This is a genomic window from Hymenobacter sp. B1770 (genome assembly GCF_049896385.1).
Classification (GTDB): Bacteria; Bacteroidota; Bacteroidia; order Cytophagales; family Hymenobacteraceae; genus Hymenobacter.
In genome coordinates this window covers 65766-80462 of the sequence record NZ_JAFCUF010000009.1, presented here as the reverse complement: position 1 = coordinate 80462, position 14697 = coordinate 65766, and the positions used below count along the sequence as shown (strand labels likewise).

At 63.7% G+C, this 14697-nt stretch carries 21 protein-coding genes; 8 read left to right on the top strand and 13 right to left on the bottom strand.

The window, feature by feature from the left end; translation table 11 throughout:
• Nucleotides 1-286 precede the first annotated feature (286 nt).
• Complete coding sequence (locus tag ACP7AJ_RS17465) at nucleotides 287-1015, top strand: GAF domain-containing protein (protein ID WP_426061481.1); 729 nt, start codon at nucleotides 287-289, stop codon at nucleotides 1013-1015.
• A gap of 69 nt (nucleotides 1016-1084) precedes the next feature.
• Here ACP7AJ_RS17465 and ACP7AJ_RS17460 read toward each other — a convergent pair whose 3' ends face one another.
• From ACP7AJ_RS17460 to ACP7AJ_RS17450, 3 genes are all read right to left on the bottom strand, one after another.
• A complete protein-coding gene (locus tag ACP7AJ_RS17460) occupies nucleotides 1085-1507 on the bottom strand; it encodes a M15 family metallopeptidase (RefSeq protein WP_426061480.1) in 423 nt (140 codons plus the stop codon).
• A gap of 46 nt (nucleotides 1508-1553) precedes the next feature.
• Complete coding sequence (locus ACP7AJ_RS17455) at nucleotides 1554-1811, bottom strand: hypothetical protein (RefSeq protein WP_426061479.1); 258 nt, start codon at nucleotides 1809-1811, stop codon at nucleotides 1554-1556.
• Nucleotides 1812-2742: 931 nt separating this feature from the next.
• Nucleotides 2743-3102, bottom strand: a complete 360-nt coding sequence (locus tag ACP7AJ_RS17450; RefSeq protein WP_426061478.1) for an SLOG family protein — start codon at nucleotides 3100-3102, stop codon at nucleotides 2743-2745.
• A gap of 166 nt (nucleotides 3103-3268) precedes the next feature.
• Here ACP7AJ_RS17450 and ACP7AJ_RS17445 point away from each other — a divergent pair, with 166 nt between their 5' ends.
• The 6 genes from ACP7AJ_RS17445 (at nucleotide 3269) to ACP7AJ_RS17420 (ending at nucleotide 6279) form a co-directional block, all read left to right on the top strand.
• Nucleotides 3269-3589: a hypothetical protein gene (locus ACP7AJ_RS17445; RefSeq protein WP_426061477.1), complete on the top strand. Its 321-nt coding sequence runs from the start codon at nucleotides 3269-3271 to the stop codon at nucleotides 3587-3589.
• Nucleotides 3582-3977, top strand: coding sequence for a hypothetical protein (locus ACP7AJ_RS17440; protein WP_426061476.1), 396 nt, complete (start codon nucleotides 3582-3584; stop codon nucleotides 3975-3977). Before ACP7AJ_RS17445 ends, ACP7AJ_RS17440 begins: the two co-directional genes overlap by 8 nt.
• Nucleotides 3978-4023: 46 nt before the next feature.
• Nucleotides 4024-4338 (top strand): DUF3846 domain-containing protein, encoded by a 315-nt coding sequence (locus tag ACP7AJ_RS17435; RefSeq protein ID WP_426061475.1) that lies wholly within the window; start codon nucleotides 4024-4026, stop codon nucleotides 4336-4338.
• Nucleotides 4339-4411: 73 nt separating this feature from the next.
• Nucleotides 4412-5113, top strand: coding sequence for a hypothetical protein (locus ACP7AJ_RS17430; RefSeq protein WP_426061474.1), 702 nt, complete (start codon nucleotides 4412-4414; stop codon nucleotides 5111-5113).
• A gap of 118 nt (nucleotides 5114-5231) precedes the next feature.
• Entirely contained in the window at nucleotides 5232-5930 is a 699-nt protein-coding gene (locus tag ACP7AJ_RS17425) for a PD-(D/E)XK nuclease-like domain-containing protein (RefSeq protein WP_426061473.1), read from the top strand.
• A gap of 28 nt (nucleotides 5931-5958) precedes the next feature.
• Nucleotides 5959-6279: a YegP family protein gene (locus ACP7AJ_RS17420; RefSeq protein ID WP_426061472.1), complete on the top strand. Its 321-nt coding sequence runs from the start codon at nucleotides 5959-5961 to the stop codon at nucleotides 6277-6279.
• 144 nt (nucleotides 6280-6423) lie between these two features.
• On the opposite strand, the gene ACP7AJ_RS17415 is transcribed toward ACP7AJ_RS17420, so the two are convergent.
• From ACP7AJ_RS17415 to ACP7AJ_RS17390, 6 genes are all read right to left on the bottom strand, one after another.
• Nucleotides 6424-6840 carry a DUF6691 family protein gene (locus tag ACP7AJ_RS17415; protein WP_426061471.1) on the bottom strand — a complete coding sequence of 139 codons (417 nt, stop codon included), beginning with the start codon at nucleotides 6838-6840 and terminating at the stop codon, nucleotides 6424-6426.
• Nucleotides 6841-6849: 9 nt separating this feature from the next.
• A complete protein-coding gene (locus ACP7AJ_RS17410) occupies nucleotides 6850-7410 on the bottom strand; it encodes a YeeE/YedE family protein (protein WP_426061470.1) in 561 nt (186 codons plus the stop codon).
• A gap of 14 nt (nucleotides 7411-7424) precedes the next feature.
• Entirely contained in the window at nucleotides 7425-7763 is a 339-nt protein-coding gene (locus tag ACP7AJ_RS17405) for a rhodanese-like domain-containing protein (protein WP_426061469.1), read from the bottom strand.
• A 91-nt stretch (nucleotides 7764-7854) separates the two neighbouring features.
• On the bottom strand, nucleotides 7855-9204 hold the full coding sequence (locus ACP7AJ_RS17400; RefSeq protein WP_426061468.1) for an MBL fold metallo-hydrolase: 1350 nt from the start codon (nucleotides 9202-9204) through the stop codon (nucleotides 7855-7857).
• Between the two features lie 50 nt (nucleotides 9205-9254).
• Nucleotides 9255-10067, bottom strand: coding sequence for a sulfite exporter TauE/SafE family protein (locus ACP7AJ_RS17395; RefSeq protein WP_426061467.1), 813 nt, complete (start codon nucleotides 10065-10067; stop codon nucleotides 9255-9257).
• A gap of 69 nt (nucleotides 10068-10136) precedes the next feature.
• Nucleotides 10137-10460: an ArsR/SmtB family transcription factor gene (locus tag ACP7AJ_RS17390; protein WP_426061466.1), complete on the bottom strand. Its 324-nt coding sequence runs from the start codon at nucleotides 10458-10460 to the stop codon at nucleotides 10137-10139.
• A gap of 83 nt (nucleotides 10461-10543) precedes the next feature.
• Between ACP7AJ_RS17390 and ACP7AJ_RS17385 the strand changes: the two genes are divergently transcribed.
• Entirely contained in the window at nucleotides 10544-11137 is a 594-nt protein-coding gene (locus ACP7AJ_RS17385; protein ID WP_426061465.1) for a TlpA family protein disulfide reductase, read from the top strand.
• 582 nt (nucleotides 11138-11719) lie between these two features.
• Here the strand turns inward: ACP7AJ_RS17385 and ACP7AJ_RS17380 are convergent.
• The 4 genes from ACP7AJ_RS17380 to ACP7AJ_RS17365 all read right to left on the bottom strand — a co-directional run bounded on the left by ACP7AJ_RS17380 (nucleotide 11720) and on the right by ACP7AJ_RS17365 (nucleotide 14668).
• Entirely contained in the window at nucleotides 11720-12094 is a 375-nt protein-coding gene (locus ACP7AJ_RS17380) for a hypothetical protein (RefSeq protein WP_426061464.1), read from the bottom strand.
• A 10-nt stretch (nucleotides 12095-12104) separates the two neighbouring features.
• Complete coding sequence (locus tag ACP7AJ_RS17375) at nucleotides 12105-13409, bottom strand: PAS domain-containing protein (RefSeq protein ID WP_426061463.1); 1305 nt, start codon at nucleotides 13407-13409, stop codon at nucleotides 12105-12107.
• A gap of 51 nt (nucleotides 13410-13460) precedes the next feature.
• Nucleotides 13461-13859, bottom strand: a complete 399-nt coding sequence (locus ACP7AJ_RS17370) for a hypothetical protein (protein ID WP_426061462.1) — start codon at nucleotides 13857-13859, stop codon at nucleotides 13461-13463.
• An 86-nt stretch (nucleotides 13860-13945) separates the two neighbouring features.
• Entirely contained in the window at nucleotides 13946-14668 is a 723-nt protein-coding gene (locus tag ACP7AJ_RS17365) for a GAF domain-containing protein (protein WP_426061461.1), read from the bottom strand.
• Nucleotides 14669-14697: the final 29 nt, after the last annotated feature.

The window sequence follows — 14697 nt, the reverse complement described above, 5'->3', positions numbered from 1 at the left end:
GGCCCTGGGAAAAAGGGTAGGAGGGTAACTGCCCCAAACATGAATAAACGTCCGTCTTGCTGGTGTTGCTCATTAGGTACACGAGGGGGCCTGTATCGCGCAGAAGTAACTAAGAATTATGCGTTTATTCTGTTAAGAAGCGCTGGTCAGTATCGGCCGTTTTGCGCAGTCGCGCCGGCTGCCCGCCCCTCAGCCCCGGGGTCGGAAAAACGCCAACGGCAAAATGCACGTTGCATCTTTGCGCTGGGTTGCGACCAGCACCTTCGCCTGCTTTTGTGTTCCCGCTATGCGTACTCCGTCCCACCTGTTTGCCCCTAACGAAACCCAACGCCTGGCCGCCTTGCAAGCCTACCAGGTAGCCGGCGATGTCCCTTTCTTCGACGAGTTCGTGCGCCTCACCGGTAAGCTGTTTCAGGTGCCCATTGCCTTGGTTTCCTTGGTCGAGGCCGACACGGTCTGGTTTCGCGGCAACGCGGGTCTGGAAGAGGCCCCTGAGCGGGTGCCTCGCGGCGGGAGCCTCTGCTCGGTGGCCGTGCTCAGCGACGAGACTACCATGTTTCAGGACCTGGCCGACCGCCCCTGCGCCCTCATCGACCCCACCGCCGTCGACGACCTCGGCCTGCGCTTCTACGCCGGCTTCCCCATGCTCACCGCGGCCGGCGAAGCCGTGGGCACCTTGTGCGTCATCGACCGCGAACCCCGCTTCTTGGAGCCCGAAGAGGCCGTGCTGCTCCGTGAGCTAGCCGACGTGGCCCTGCGGCTGCTCGACCTGCAGGTGGCCTTGGCTGCCTCGCCCGGCCCGGCCCCGGCGCTGTGGCCCGCCATCTACCTCGCCATTGCCGACTCCATCGGCCGGCTCGACGCCCTCGCCGAGCTTCGGCAGGGAGAACCGGCCCCCAATAACCCGGCCGCCCTCAACTACCAGGCCGCGCGCCGGAAAGAAGCGGCCGACATCGCTACAACCCTGCAGCAGCAAATTCAGGCCGCCATCCAGCACCTCCAGCCCCAGCCCTAATTCACGCTTGTCATTGCCCCTTTCCCCGATAAAAAAACGAGCGGACCTTCTGGCCCGCTCGTTTCCACCCTACACCTCAAAATGCGGCCGGTCCTTGAACCCCGGCCAGTCACCGCCCCACCGCACCCGCGCATCGGCCGCCTTCATCAGCCGCGCAAACTTGCTCAGCAGCAGCCCCGACCACGACACCTCCCCATCAGCCAGCAGAAACGCCATGTCCAGCGCCGGGCAGGGGAGGCGGTTGTGCTTCGATTCCCCACCACGCTTGTACGTCACGATGGGCCCCGGCTTGCTGCGTCCCTGCTTATACAACTCCTCCTGCCGCTCCGGACTGCGGTAGCACTCCGTCACAAACGGTACCCCGGCCAGCCGCAGCACCGGGTCGCCCAGCCACCGCGCCAGGGCCTGCGCATACGCTGCCCCGAGACTCGGTACCGCCTGCGCCAGCCTGGCATCCTGGATGCGCTGCTGCACCTTGCTCAGCCTCGGCACCGCCCTTGCCAATACCGACCTGACTACGCGCGGCCCCGTCGACGTGCTACTCAGCCCCGTTTCCATTGCTCCCTGCGCTGCTGTTTCCAGTCTTCTCCTGCGGCACCACTTCCACCGGTTTTTGCAACGCCTTGCGCACCGTGGCCCAAATGGTAACCAAGGCCACCAGCGCCTGAATTATCAACTGCCCATAGTGCTCAATTTTCGATGGGTCGGGAGGCGTAAGCCCGCTGCTCACCACTTGCCCCAGCAACGCCGTGGTCACAATGTGAGAAATATGTCCTGCTTTCGTGCTGCTAAACATGGCGTGTATTGTTTTAGTAAAACTTATTTGACAAAGCTATGATTTATCAAGTTTGTTGTACGAACAACACGCCTTTATGGTCTACATAGATTTTGCATTAATTCAAGCAAGATGATTTTTCGGGGCTGCCCCCGGCCCTCCGCGCTGCTACGGGCCGGGGTCGGGCTGTCCAGGGGTGCGCTGCGCTCCCGTGCTGCGCACCGCTCCCTTTGGTCGCGCCCTTCCCATCCCTCAGCTCAACTCCCGTTTCAGCTGATTCTCCAGCCTCATTCACCCACGCTGCCAGGCCGCGCAGGGCCCGAAAAAAGGCCCCACGCCGCCCGTCAGCTACCGCACCCGCCCGGGGCCGGCCAAGGCTTCCATTCCCTGCACTCCCTCCGCCACGCGGCGCTCCGTTCATTCGTCGCTGCGCCCTGCTGCGCTCCTCGTTCTCTCCGCTTGCTGCGCTCTAGTCGCTCCGGTCATTCCAGCCTCGTCCCGCCCCTCAGCCCACCGCACCGATTCCCAAGCCACCATCGACCCCCCAAGACTCACCCCCACGACCAACCCCCGCACCGCCGCCGGGCCGCATGAGGCCCGAAAAAAGGCCCCACGCCGCCCGTCACCACCCCCCTGATTCGGCAGCAGGCCACAGGCCGGAAAAAGCCTGCCACCTGCCCATAAAGCTTGCGTTCGAGCCACGCAGGCAGAAGCAAGGCCCGCTTCGCGGAGGGTCTCACTGGGGAGTACCCCAAACCCCCGCCACCATGCCCCGGCTAACGCCCGGTCATCTTCCTCGGCCTCCGCAGCCTCCCGTTGGTCGGCCGCTCCACCCTCAAGCGGCCGGCTCCGCCGAGTAACAGTTGGGGCCAGCCCCAAACCCCCTAAAAAAGGCTTTTAGTGGTTGTTCTGGCGCCTGCCCAGGGCCGTTTCCAGTCGGGTAGGGGCCGCCTCAGTCCAGGGGCAGCAGCTCCACCGGGCGGCCCAGGCGTCGGGCGGCCTTCAAGGTGCTCAGCGTGCCCTTGCTCCGGCCGTCCCACACCACCAGCACCAGGGCGGCCCGCTTCACTATCTCGGCGTTGCGCACGTGGGTGGCCGCCGTGGGGCCGTGGGCGGCATAGTCGGGCCGCAGCTCGGTTAGCGGCACCCCGTGGGCCCGGGCCCAGCTGGCGGCCAGGGCGTCCACGCCGGCAGCCCCGCCGCTCACCACTTCCGCCGGGGCCAGCTCGGCCAGCCGCCGGGCCAGGGCCGCGCAGCTTTTCACACCCCGGCTGCCCACCACCGCCACCGCCTTGTTTTTGTGTTTTTCCATACTACAAGATACAGCAAATAAAGTTGGCAAACAAGCATATTTATTTGTCAAAGTAGTTGTTATAGTTCAAGTAAGTTTGTATCTTTGGTTTGTAGTCGGGAAGGCCCTGGCTACTTGCCCACCCGGAGGCCTACGGCGCGGGCACCCACGGCTAATTCCTACAGCCATGCAACCCAATCAACTTTTGCAGCTCGCCGCTGCCGCCTGGAAAGGCCCCGCCCTGTGCTCGTTTTCGGGCATCTACATTTCGCAGTCCGCCGCCACCTATGGCCAGGGCCGCACCTCCTGGCACGTCATGCTCAGCCTGGCTGCGCGGCCGGAGTGCCAGCCCGCCGGTGGGTTCGCCGGCATGTCGCCCTGCCCGTTTGAGGCGCTGCGCCTGGCCTTCCGCGCTTTGCGGGCCGCGCACCCTGCCTATGCCTTCGCCGCCGTGTGGGAGGTTATTAAGGCGGAGGATGAGTTTGCCGGCGTCCCCGCTCATGCTTAGCCTAGTCCTAGCCCCAGCCGCGCCCGCTCCGGGTGCGGCTGTCGGCAAGCTAGCTGCCCTGCGCGTCACCCTGGCCCGGCTGGAAGCCAAGTACCCACCCCGCTCACCAGCAGCCCCCCGGCCCGCCCCGGCGCCCGTTTCGCCGGCTGCCGTGGCCGCCACCGCCGCGCTGGCCCGTACTCATTCGGCCCTATGTAATGCCCGCGCCGCCAAGTATGCGCTGCGCGATGATTACCGCTCCGGGCCCGGCCGCTTTGCTCAGCTGCGCGCCGCCATCCTGCGCTGCCGCGAGGCCCAGGTCGCCTACTCCGCTGCTGCCGCCGCCTTCCACGCCAGCCCCGCCGGTGCCGCTTTGCAGGCCGCCCGCGCCAAGTACCCCCGCTTTTAGCCACCAGGCCCGCGCCCATTAGGCGCGGGCCCCATAAGCCCCCATCATGCCCCAAACCGTTACTACCTATCAGCCGCATTTGCTGGACCCGCACAGTGCCCAGCCGCAGCCAGTCAGCCCGGCCAACGGCCGCAACTTCAAGCTGCCTGAGCTATACGCCCTGCTCGACTGCCAAACCGTCGACGTGGTGCGCCTCAGCCCCGAACTCATTCTCATCATCGACGACGAGGGCAAGTTCCGCAACCCGGCCTACCTCAACCTGCTGGCCACTTACCTCTGGTACCAGCACCAGCCCGAGGCGCGGGGCCAGGATTCCATCGTGGGCCGCGCAATTGTGTGCCACGACCAGCAATTCCGCTAGACCCAACCAAAAACGGCGCAGGGGCCGGCCATCAACTGGTCCCACTTTTTTCACTTCCCAACCTTTTCTCATTATGGCCACCGCCACCACCTCCAAAACCGCCGCTAATGCTACCCCCGCCGTCCTCGTTACCGAGTCGGCCGCCACTCTCACCGTCAGCTCCCGCCCGGCCTACCTCGTCGCCGGCGTGGACGAGAGCACCGGTGAAGAAACTTGGTCGAACCGCTTCCGCTACCTGCCTGGCCACCCGCGCCAAGTGCGTTTCGATGCGAAGGCCGGCCAGTTCAACATCAACGGTACCGTGCCCCTAGGTAGCGCGCTCAGCTTCATCCCGCTGGCCTGGCGCGTATTCCAGGACGACATTCTCAACATGGGCCGCAAGCTGTGGGCCGAGCTGTTTTTTGCCGACGACAAGGGCGCCATCTGCGCCGTGCTCTTCCACGGCTACAGCGTGGAAAACTTGTACCGCCTCATCGAGCCACTGTTCTACGACGACCTGACCCTGGCCGACGTCACGGTGAAGGTCACCGCCGAGAAGAAGCAGACCACTAAGGACGGCAAGACGGCCACCTACTACATCGCCCAGTTCAGCTACGAAGCCGCCGACGCGGCCGAGGTAGCAGCCCGCCGCGACTTCGCCCGCGACTTCCCCATCTGGCGCGCTGAGACTTACACCGGAGCTGCCGACGTGCGCATCCAGCACGGCTACACCGTGCCCACCGAGGATGACCCCGAGCCTGCCGCCGAAGCGGCCGCACTGCCTATGGCCGCCTAGCCGCACCGCCCACCGGCCGCCTGCTTCATTCCGGAGTGGGCGGCCCCAGCGGGCCGAAGTAGCCCTAATTCTAGCCCTAGCCCTAGTCCTAATCCATAGCTTCTAACTCTTATTGCTCATGTTTCACGCCCTCACACATCACCCCGACCTGACCCAGGCCCAGCATCGCGCCCTGCCGCACGTCAGCAACACCGACCTGAGTACCCTGAAAAACGATTTGCTCGGCCAGCCCCGCCAGCTCAACCCCGTAGCCCTGGCCTTTGGCTCGCACTTCCACACGGCTGTGCTGGAGCCCCCGCACTACCAGCGCACCGACGAGCGCGGCATCCGGTGGGCCGACCTGGAAACCCTGGCCCGCCAGGTGCGCCGCCAACGCTACTGCCGCGACCTGCTTTACCGCGGCCAGGCTGAACAGTCATACACCGCCACCCACACGGCCACCGGGGTAGGAGTGAAGCTGCGCCCCGACCTGTTGGTACGCAGCCGCGCCGGCCGCCAGCTCACGCTCATCGACTTCAAAACCACCAGCAGCCCAGACCTCGCCCACTTACTCACCACCATCGAGAAGTACGATTACGACCGCCAAGCCGCCTTATATTTTGACGTATTAGGTGCCACGCGCTTCCTCATCATTGGGGTGCAGAAAAAGGTGCCGCACGCCGTGTGGCGCGTCGAGCTAACCGCCATGCCCGGCCTGCTGGAGCAGGGCCGCAAGAAGTACAGCACCTTGCTGCGGCACCACGCCCGGCAAAATCACCGTATGCCAGCTGCCGCCAGGCTTCCGGTCACTCCCCAGCTCCTGGCGCACGCAGCCTAACACCACCTTCCATTTCAACACCTTTCCCATGGCAACTTTTCAAATTTCTCACACCAGCGGCCAGTACTGGTACCGCTTACGCGCCGACAACGGCGAGATTATTCAGTCCGGCGAAGGCTACACCAGCAAAGCCGGCTGCGAAAACGGCATCCAGAGCGTCAAAGCCAACTGCCAGCCCCAGCGCTTCGAGTCGTTCTTCACCGCCGGCCAGTACGGCTTCAACCACGTGGCCACCAACGGCGAAATCATCGGCCGCAGCGAAAAGTACACCACCGCCCAGGCCCGCGACCACGGCCTCCAAGTCGTCATCCGCGAAGCCCCCGAGGCGCAAGTACAGGACCTGAGCTAGCCGTACTACTTGCCACAAAAAAAGCCCGCTGGCAATTTGCCAGCGGGCTTTTTTGTATTGCCCACAGCGTATAGTTATGTCCTGGCTGTGGGGTGTGCATCAAGGAACAGCTTCACTCAAGCGGTGGGTTATGATTTTCGAAAGCTAGTGGGGCAGCTTCTCGCGCAGGGCGCTGTAGGTCCAGGTGCCGGCCAGGGCAGCCAAGATGAGGACGGCCACCGCGCCCACGCCCACGCCGGCGCCAATCTGGGCGAACAATGGGCCGGGGCAGGCGCCGGTCAGGGCCCAGCCCAGGCCGAAAATGGTGCCGCCTATCCAGGTGCCGTGGTTGTACTTCTTGTCGGCCAGGGTGATGAGCTCGCCATCAAGGCTTTTGAGGCGGTTGCGCTTGATGAGCTGGATGGAGACCATGCCCACCACCACGGCCGAGCCGATGACGCCGTACATGTGGAAGCTTTGGAAGCGAAACATCTCCTGGATGCGCCACCAGCTGATGACTTCGCTCTTGGTGAGAATGATGCCAAACAAGGCGCCCAGCACCAGGTACTTAACGTATTTCATAACAGTAGATTAAAACATCAGGGGGTAGATAACCCAGGTCATGAGCAGGCCGCCGGCAAAAAAGCCGACCACGGCCACCAGCGACACCCACTGCAGGTTCGAGAGGCCCGAGATGGCGTGGCCCGAGGTGCAGCCGCCGGCGTAGCGCGTGCCGAAGCCGACCAGAAAGCCGCCGAGCACCAGAAACACCCAGCCTTTCCAGTTGGCGAGGTTATCCAAGGCGAACAGCTCGCGGGGCAGCAGGCCCGAGAAGTCGGTTAGCCTCATTTCAGCCTTCAGGTCACGCACGGTAGCGGGCGAAATGGCGATGGTGTCGGGGTGGCCCAGCAGCTGGTAGCCGATGAAGCCGCCCAGGGCAATGCCTACCACGAACACCAGGTTCCAGATTTCGGCCCGCCAGTTGTAGGTCAGGAAGGGAATGCCGGCCGGCACGCAAGCCGCGCACACGTGGCGCAGCGCGGAGCTGATGCCCAGCGCCTTGTTGCCCAGCAGCAGCAGCGCCGGCACCGTGAGGCCAATAAGGGGCCCGGCCACGTACCAGGGCCAGGGTTGATGCAAGAAGTCCAGCATGAAGGTGGGTTAGTTTAGCTGGTGAGGGGCGTGGGCCAGTCGAGCACCCCACCGAGCAGGTTGTGCACGTCGGTGAAGCCGGCGGCGCTGAGCTGCGCGGCCGCTTTCGCGGAGCGGGCTCCGCTGCGGCAGTACACGTAGGTGGGCGTGGTTTTGTCGAGCGTGGCTACGCGCTGGGCAAAGTCGGCGGCCGTAACATCAATGTTGACGGAGCCGGGAATGTACCCCAGGGCGTACTCGTCGGGGCGGCGCACGTCCACGAGCACTGCGCCGGACCGGCGCAGGCCCTCGGCAAACTGCGCAGGGGTCAGGTTGTGGTGGGCAGGCGGCGTGGGTTGAAAAAGACCAAACATGGCAAGGAGGGAAAGTAAAAGGGAGTAGCTAAACATGAAGGAAAATAAAAGGATGAGGCGGTAGCTACTGCTAGTCGTCGCCCCAACCGAATTAGTGGGCCGCGGGGAGAAACGTTTTCACGGCCTCGCCCAAGTCGAACACCTCGGTGCCGGGCAGCGCGGGGGCCACGATGCTGCTGCCTGCCGCCGAGCGGTAGCCGCCGGCGCAGTGCACCACCACGGGCTTATCGGTGGGGATTTCAGCGGCCCGCCCGCGCAGCTCGGGCAGCGGAATGTTGAGGGCGTTGGCAAACAAGGGTTCGGCTTTGGTTTCCGACGCGTTGCGGATGTCCACAATCGTGTAGCGCTCGGGGTGAGCGCGAAAAGCGTCCACGTCCAGCTTGGGCAAAGTGGTTTCCGTGGACGGCGTGCCCACCATTGCCCCTTGAATCAGGGATTCATAGCCAATCTTGGCCGTTTTCGCAATTAGGTCTTTCCGCGTCTGCTCGTCGGGCGCGACCAGGTAGAACCGCTCTTCGGGGCTCACGAGGGAGCCCAGCCAGGTTTCAAACTTACCGCCCTGCTGCACGTTGAGGGCGCCCGCGTGGTGGCCTTGTTTGAAGTCGGCTTCGGGGCGGGCGTCGATTACCAGCGCGCCCGGTTCCAGGTCCGCGCCGGAAGCCAGGTGGGCTACTTTGGCCACGCTGGGCGCGAAGTCGGGCGCGCCGGCTTTGTTTAGCTCCACGTTGTAGCCGAAGTACTGGGGGATGAAGGACTGGTCGGCCAGCAGCTCCTGCACGAAGTCCTCCTCGCTTAGGGGACGCAAGGCGTAGTTGCCGCTTTTCTCGGTGCCTATGGTACTGCTGCTGGCCCCGCCTTTGCCCTTGCTGCAGAGCGAGCCCGCGCCGTGGGCCGGGTACACCTGCACGTCATCGGCGAGCTTCATGAGCTTGTCACGGGTGGAGTGGTACAGCTGCTTGGCCAGCTCCTCGCGCTTGGCGGTCAGGTTGCCGGCGTTTTCGCGCAGGTCGGGCCGGCCCACGTCCCCAATGAGCAGGGTATCGCCGGTGAATACGGCTTGGTCCTTTCCCTCGCGGGCGAGCACGATGCTGAGGGAGTCGGGCGAGTGGCCGGGCGTGTTCAGTGCCCGGAAGGTGAGCTTGCCAAGGGTCAGCGTGTCGCCTTCGTCGAAGGCCTGGTGCGGATAGCCCGCGCCCAACAGCTTGCTAACGCGGACAGTGGCCCCGGATGCCCGGGCAATTTCCGCATGGCTGCTCACGAAATCGGCGTGGGGGTGCGTTTCGATGACGGCGACAATTTTGGCGTCGTTGGCTTTAGCGAAGTCGTAGTATTGCTGCGGGTTGCGGGCCGGGTCCACCAGCACGATTTCGCGGGTCTCTTTGCTCAGAATGGCGTAGGAGAAATGCGACAGGCCCTGGTCTTCAAACTGTTCGATTTTCATGACAACGAGTGGGTTGGGGTGAAATGTTGGGTAGCAAAGGGGAGGCGCGCTTAGTGAAACACCAGCTCGCGCACCAGAATGAAGGTGCCCATGGCCAGCGTGAACCAGCCGAACGCCGGCTTGAGCTTGGCGCCCGGAATAAAGCGGGCCAGGTAGGTGCCCAGCACGATGCCGCCGAGGGCAAAAGCCAGAAAGCCGAGCAAAAACGACCAGGCGATGGGCGTGCCCGCGCTCAAATCGCCGGTGAAGCCGATAAGCGAGTTCAGGGCGATGATGGCCAGCGAGGTGCCCACCGCCCGCTTCATGGGCAGGCGGGCGCCCAGCACCAGGGCCGGAATAATCAGGAAGCCGCCGCCCGCGCCCACAAAGCCGGTGAGTATGCCCACCACCAGACCAATGACCAGAACCAAGGGGTAGTTAAGCGGCGCACCAGGACCCGCTTCGTCGTCCAATCCGGCAGCGGTCGGCTTGCTGCGAATCATCGACGTGGCCGCCACCACCATGAGCACCGCGAAAGCCACCAGCACCAGCAAATCCTTGGTGAAGACGATGCTGCCCAACGTGAACAGCTCAAGGGGGATGGCCGGCATCAGGACTTTGCGCACCAGAAACACCGCTGCCAGCGACGGCAGCAGAAACACCAGCGCCGTGGGAATGGACACCAGGCCCTTGCGGAAGTAGCCCGAGGCGCCCACCACCGAGGTGGAGCCCACCACGAACAGCGAGTAGGCCGTGCTCAGTATCGGGCTCACGCCCATCAAATACACCAGCACCGGCACCGTGAGAATGGAGCCGCCCCCGCCTATAATGCCCAGGGAAAGGCCAATGAAGATGGCTGCGAAATAGCCGAGGTATTCCAACATGGGGAGGGAGGGTGACGTATGAAATTATGAAAGGTTGTTCATGTATTGCGCTAAAAAAAGCCGCGCACCTTACAAAAAGGTGCACGCGGCCAGGCACTGAATCACGTCGATGACTTCGCGCATTTTCAGCGCGTAGTAGATGTTTTTGCCGTCGCGGTGCGAGCTCAAAATGCCCTTGAGCTTCATGCCCGAGAGGTGGTGCGAAAGCAGGCTCTGTTCTACGTTCAGCTTCTCGCTGATGTCCGTCACCGAGAGGCTTTCGGTGGCTGCCAGCAGTTGCACGATGGCAATGCGGGTGGGGTGGGCCGTGGTCTTGAGAATAAAGGCCACCTTTTCCATCTTCTCACTGGTGAGATTCATGTCAACCGGACCGAAGGAAAGGGAAGTGCTCATTACTCGTACAAACTTATGAACATTTGTTCATTCATACAAGGGTGGCCCCTACATTTGTTCCCTCACGTTCATCATATCTGCCCATGAGCCGCATGAATATAGTGCAGTGGCTGCCCCTGGCCCTGTTTGCCGTGGTCATGCTCACCGACCTCCGCACCCCGGTGCTCGGTGGCCTGCAGCGCGGCCTGCTGGCCACGGGCCTGTGGAAAGCCGAGGTCCCTGCTTCTCCCGCTAAAATGCCCGGGCAACTGGCCGGCAACCAGACGTACCCCCACCAGCTGCCGCTGGTCACCCTAGCCGGCCAGTCCGTCAACTTGAGCGACCTAAAAGGCAAGGTCGTTTTCGTGAACCTGTGGGCCAGCTGGTGCCCGCCCTGCGTGGCGGAGATGCCCGGCATCCACGCTCTCTACCAGAAAATGGACCCGGCCCAGGTGGCCTTCGTCATGATTTCATTGGACGAGAACCCCGCCAAGGCCCGGGCGCTGGTCCAACGCCGGGGGTACACCTTCCCGGTTTACTTCCCCACTGGGCCGCTGCCCGCCCCGTTCAATTCCAGCTCGATTCCCTCCACCGTCGTCCTTGGTCCCGACGGTCAAGTAGCCGCCCGCCACGACGGCATGGCCGAGTACGACACCCCCGAGTTCAAGCAGGCCCTGGAAAAGCTGGCCCAACCCTAGCAAAAAGCTCCGCTTGCAGGATGCAAATGGGGCTTTTTATGTGAAGGAAGCTTGTGCTATGCCTGCAGAAGGTCAACCTGCGGAGGCGACAGAATCGGCGTACCCGCTATCAACTCCCCAAACAGCGGATTGGGCGGCAGCTCCAGTCCGCCGTTGCTGGCTGGCAGCCATTTTCACGCCGCCACCCTGGAACCCCATCACTCCGCCCACACCAACTAGCGCTGCAACTGGCCCCCTGGTCAAAGCGCTGGCCGCCGTCCGCTGCCAACACTTCTGCCACAACCTTATAATATAAACCCTGGCCGAGCTGACGCACGCGTCCGACCTGGCCCAATTCCTCTTTACCATCGAGCAGAACGACTACGACCGACAGGCCGCCCTGTACCTCGCCGTACTCGGGGCCACGCGCTTCCTCATCATCAACGTGCAGAAGAAGGCCCCGCACGCCGATTTGCGCGTTGAACTAACCGCCACGCCCAGCCTCCTCGAGCAGGGCCGTAAAAAGTACACCCGCCTGCTCAGGGCTTTCGCTGAACATCCCTCCGTCATCAGGCCCCGCAACCCTGGAGGCAAAGCGCGGTGTTAAGCCGCTGTTCCCAACCGCCCCGCGTCCTGCCCCAGCTGCTGCAGCACGGTCACCAGTTGCTCGCCAATGCGGTCAATCCGCGTCAGGCCCTGGCGGGCTTCCTCAATGTGGCCGCGGCGGTACTGCGCGGCCAGGTCGTGCCCCGTGCGGAGCATGTCCTGCAGCAGGCGCTCGGCCTCGCGCACCTCGGGCCGCAGCGGGAACTTGGGCTTAATAACGGTGCTCAGCCACTGCCCCAGCGCGTTGCCCTGTGGCGAAAACAAGGCGTCGTCGGCCTCGCGCACGCCGTAGAGCACCGAGCGCAGCTGCGACTTAAACAGAATCTGCTTAATCCGCGCCTGCTGAAAATCGAGGGAATTAGTATCCATCATCACCGCTCGCTCAGGAGGTAGTCGTGTCGTTGAGCAGTTGCTCCAGCTTCTGGCGCGCGCGCACCAGCTCAGTTACCTCGAAGGCAAACGACGAGACGCCCACGATAGCGCCGTTCTCCCGCAAGGCTTGGAGCGTCGCGTTGAAGTACGCGTCCTCCACAAGGCCCGTGTCGCGGCGCTGCACCTGAAACAGCACCTCGTTGCCCACCCACGGCTCGCCGGTCTGGTACACCTGGTCGAACAGGGCGCCGAAGCCCTGCTCCACAACTTCGGGCACGGCTTCGGCGATGGTCCGCCCCAGCAGCTCCCGGCCCGGAAACAGCTCGTAGTACGGCGGGTTCACGAACTCGTACCGGTGCTCGGGCCCGCGCAGCATCCCAATAAACGCCGGGGCCTGCATGAACAAGGCGTAGAACGACTCGCGCTGGCTCACGGCCAATTGGTGGGCCTGGTAGGCTTGGTCGGAGAGGGCCGCCTGCTCCTCGTTGGCTTGCAGCAGTTCGGCCACCAAAGCTTTTTGGTCGTGGATGTCGGCTGAGCAGCCCACCCACATGGTCACCCGGCCCTGCGCATCGCGGCGCGGAATGCCGCGGGCCAGCACCCAGCGGTAGTCGCCGTCGGCGCAGCGCAGGCGGTACTCCGTCTGGTACGATTCACCCGACTCGTATGCCCGTTGCCACGCCGCGCCGGTCGCGGCCCGGTCGTCGGGGTGCACGCTCTCCAGCCAGCCCGACTCGAGTTCCTGCGCCAGTTCCCGGCCCGTGAACGTGAGCCAACGCTGGTTGAAGTAGTCCGCCGACCCGTCGGCGCGGGTGGTCCACGCCATCACCGGCAACGACTCGATGATAAAATCCGAGCGCTCCTGGATTTCCCGCAGGTTGTGCTCCATCGTTTGGGCGTTCTTTTCGGCAAAGTGCTGCGCGGTCACGTCGCGGGTTTTAATCAGGATGGCCTGCACGTTGCCCTGCGCGTCGAGCTGCGGGTAGTTGGTGGTTTCCCAGTACCGCTCCTCCAGGCCGCCGCCCTGTTCGGCGGGGCGCGGGAGGTCGTAGCGAATGCGGGTCATTTCGTGGGACGTGCCCGTGTCGCGCACGTGGTCCACCGAGTCGACAAACACTTTCCACGCGTTCTGCTCGTCGCGCGGAAACACGTCGAACACGCCGCGGCCCACGATGGCCTCTCGCTCTTTCATGGTCACGGCCAGGAACCGGTCAGTGGCGTCCAAGATGGTTAAGTCCGGCGCCAGGAGCAGATAGTACTCGGGCAGTTGCCACAAGGTGTAAAAAGTGCCGGGAGCAGAGTGCGAAGGGGCCATAGGAATAAGTAAGTACCAAAGTTACCGGCAAAAACACAGCCGTACGCATGCTTACATGCGCTGCAGCCACTCGGCCGCCGTGTCCAACGTCTGAAAAGTCATGATGGTGATGCCAGCTGTGGTGTGCTCAACAGCCAACTGCGCCGACAGCTGGCTATAGCGCTCCGGCGAATACACCCACGAAAAGTACCGACACCCGGCCTCGTGCAACATCGGGAAAAACACGTCGCTGCCCCACTGGGCGGCGTCGGCCCACAGGCCCGTGATGTGGGTGTTGTCGTTCAGCACCTTGCGGCAATTTTCCTGCTTGAGCAGCTCCAGCAGCTTGAGGGCGCCGGCCATCACCGACTCGTCGTCCAGGGCGCCGTGCCAGTCCAGGTACAGCCAGTTGTTGACGTGGTCGTAGGAGATAGTGAGCGTCGGCGCGTCGTAAAGGGTTTGCAGGGCCATGAGCAATAGATTTCTATCAACAGTACGCGCCGGGAAGGCGTGGGTTTAGAATTCCCGCACCCCGCACCCAGCCCCACGCACCGGGCTTAGCTCAGCCGCTTCCGCACGCTTTCCAGCTCCGCCTGCAAGGCCTGCAGCACCCGCTCCGCCTCCTCGTCCACCGCAGCCCGGTAGCGCCGCGCTGCTTCTGTTTCGTCCGATTCTTCCCACTGCGCCAGCTCCCGCAGCGTGTCAATGCGCACCAGTGACTCTTCAATGCTGCGGTAAATGAGCAGCCAGGTGGCCACGCCCGTGGCCGGCTGCCGCTCCAGCAGGGCCCGCAGGTCAAAAAGCTGCACCACCAGGCCGGCCATGGTGGCCAGCCGCTCCCGCTCCGGGCCCGACACCGCCCTCGGCTTGCGGTCCAGCACGCACAGCGCCCCGATGTTCAGGCCCTCGCGGGTGGCCAGCGGGTGCCCCGCGTAAAAGCCGAAGTTGTTCAGCTCCGCGGCCGCCGGGTTGGTCAGCAGGCAGGGGCTTTCGTGCAGGTTCTCAAACACGGTCGTTTCGTCCCGCAGCACCGCCACCGAGCATATGCTGTCGGTGCGGGGCACCTGCTGCACCCCGCCCAACCCATAGTTGGCCTTGAACTCCACCCGGTCCTGCTCCACCAACGAAATCAACGCCACCGGCACGCCGAAGAGCTTGGCCGTCAGCCGCACGATTTCGTCAAACACCCCGTCCGGGGCAGTCCCCAACACGTTGTAGGCGCGCAAAGCTGCCAAGCGCTGGCCGTCGTTTTCGGGGATAAGACTGCGGTAAGTATCCATCAGTTATAGGGGTAATAAGCAACATCTAG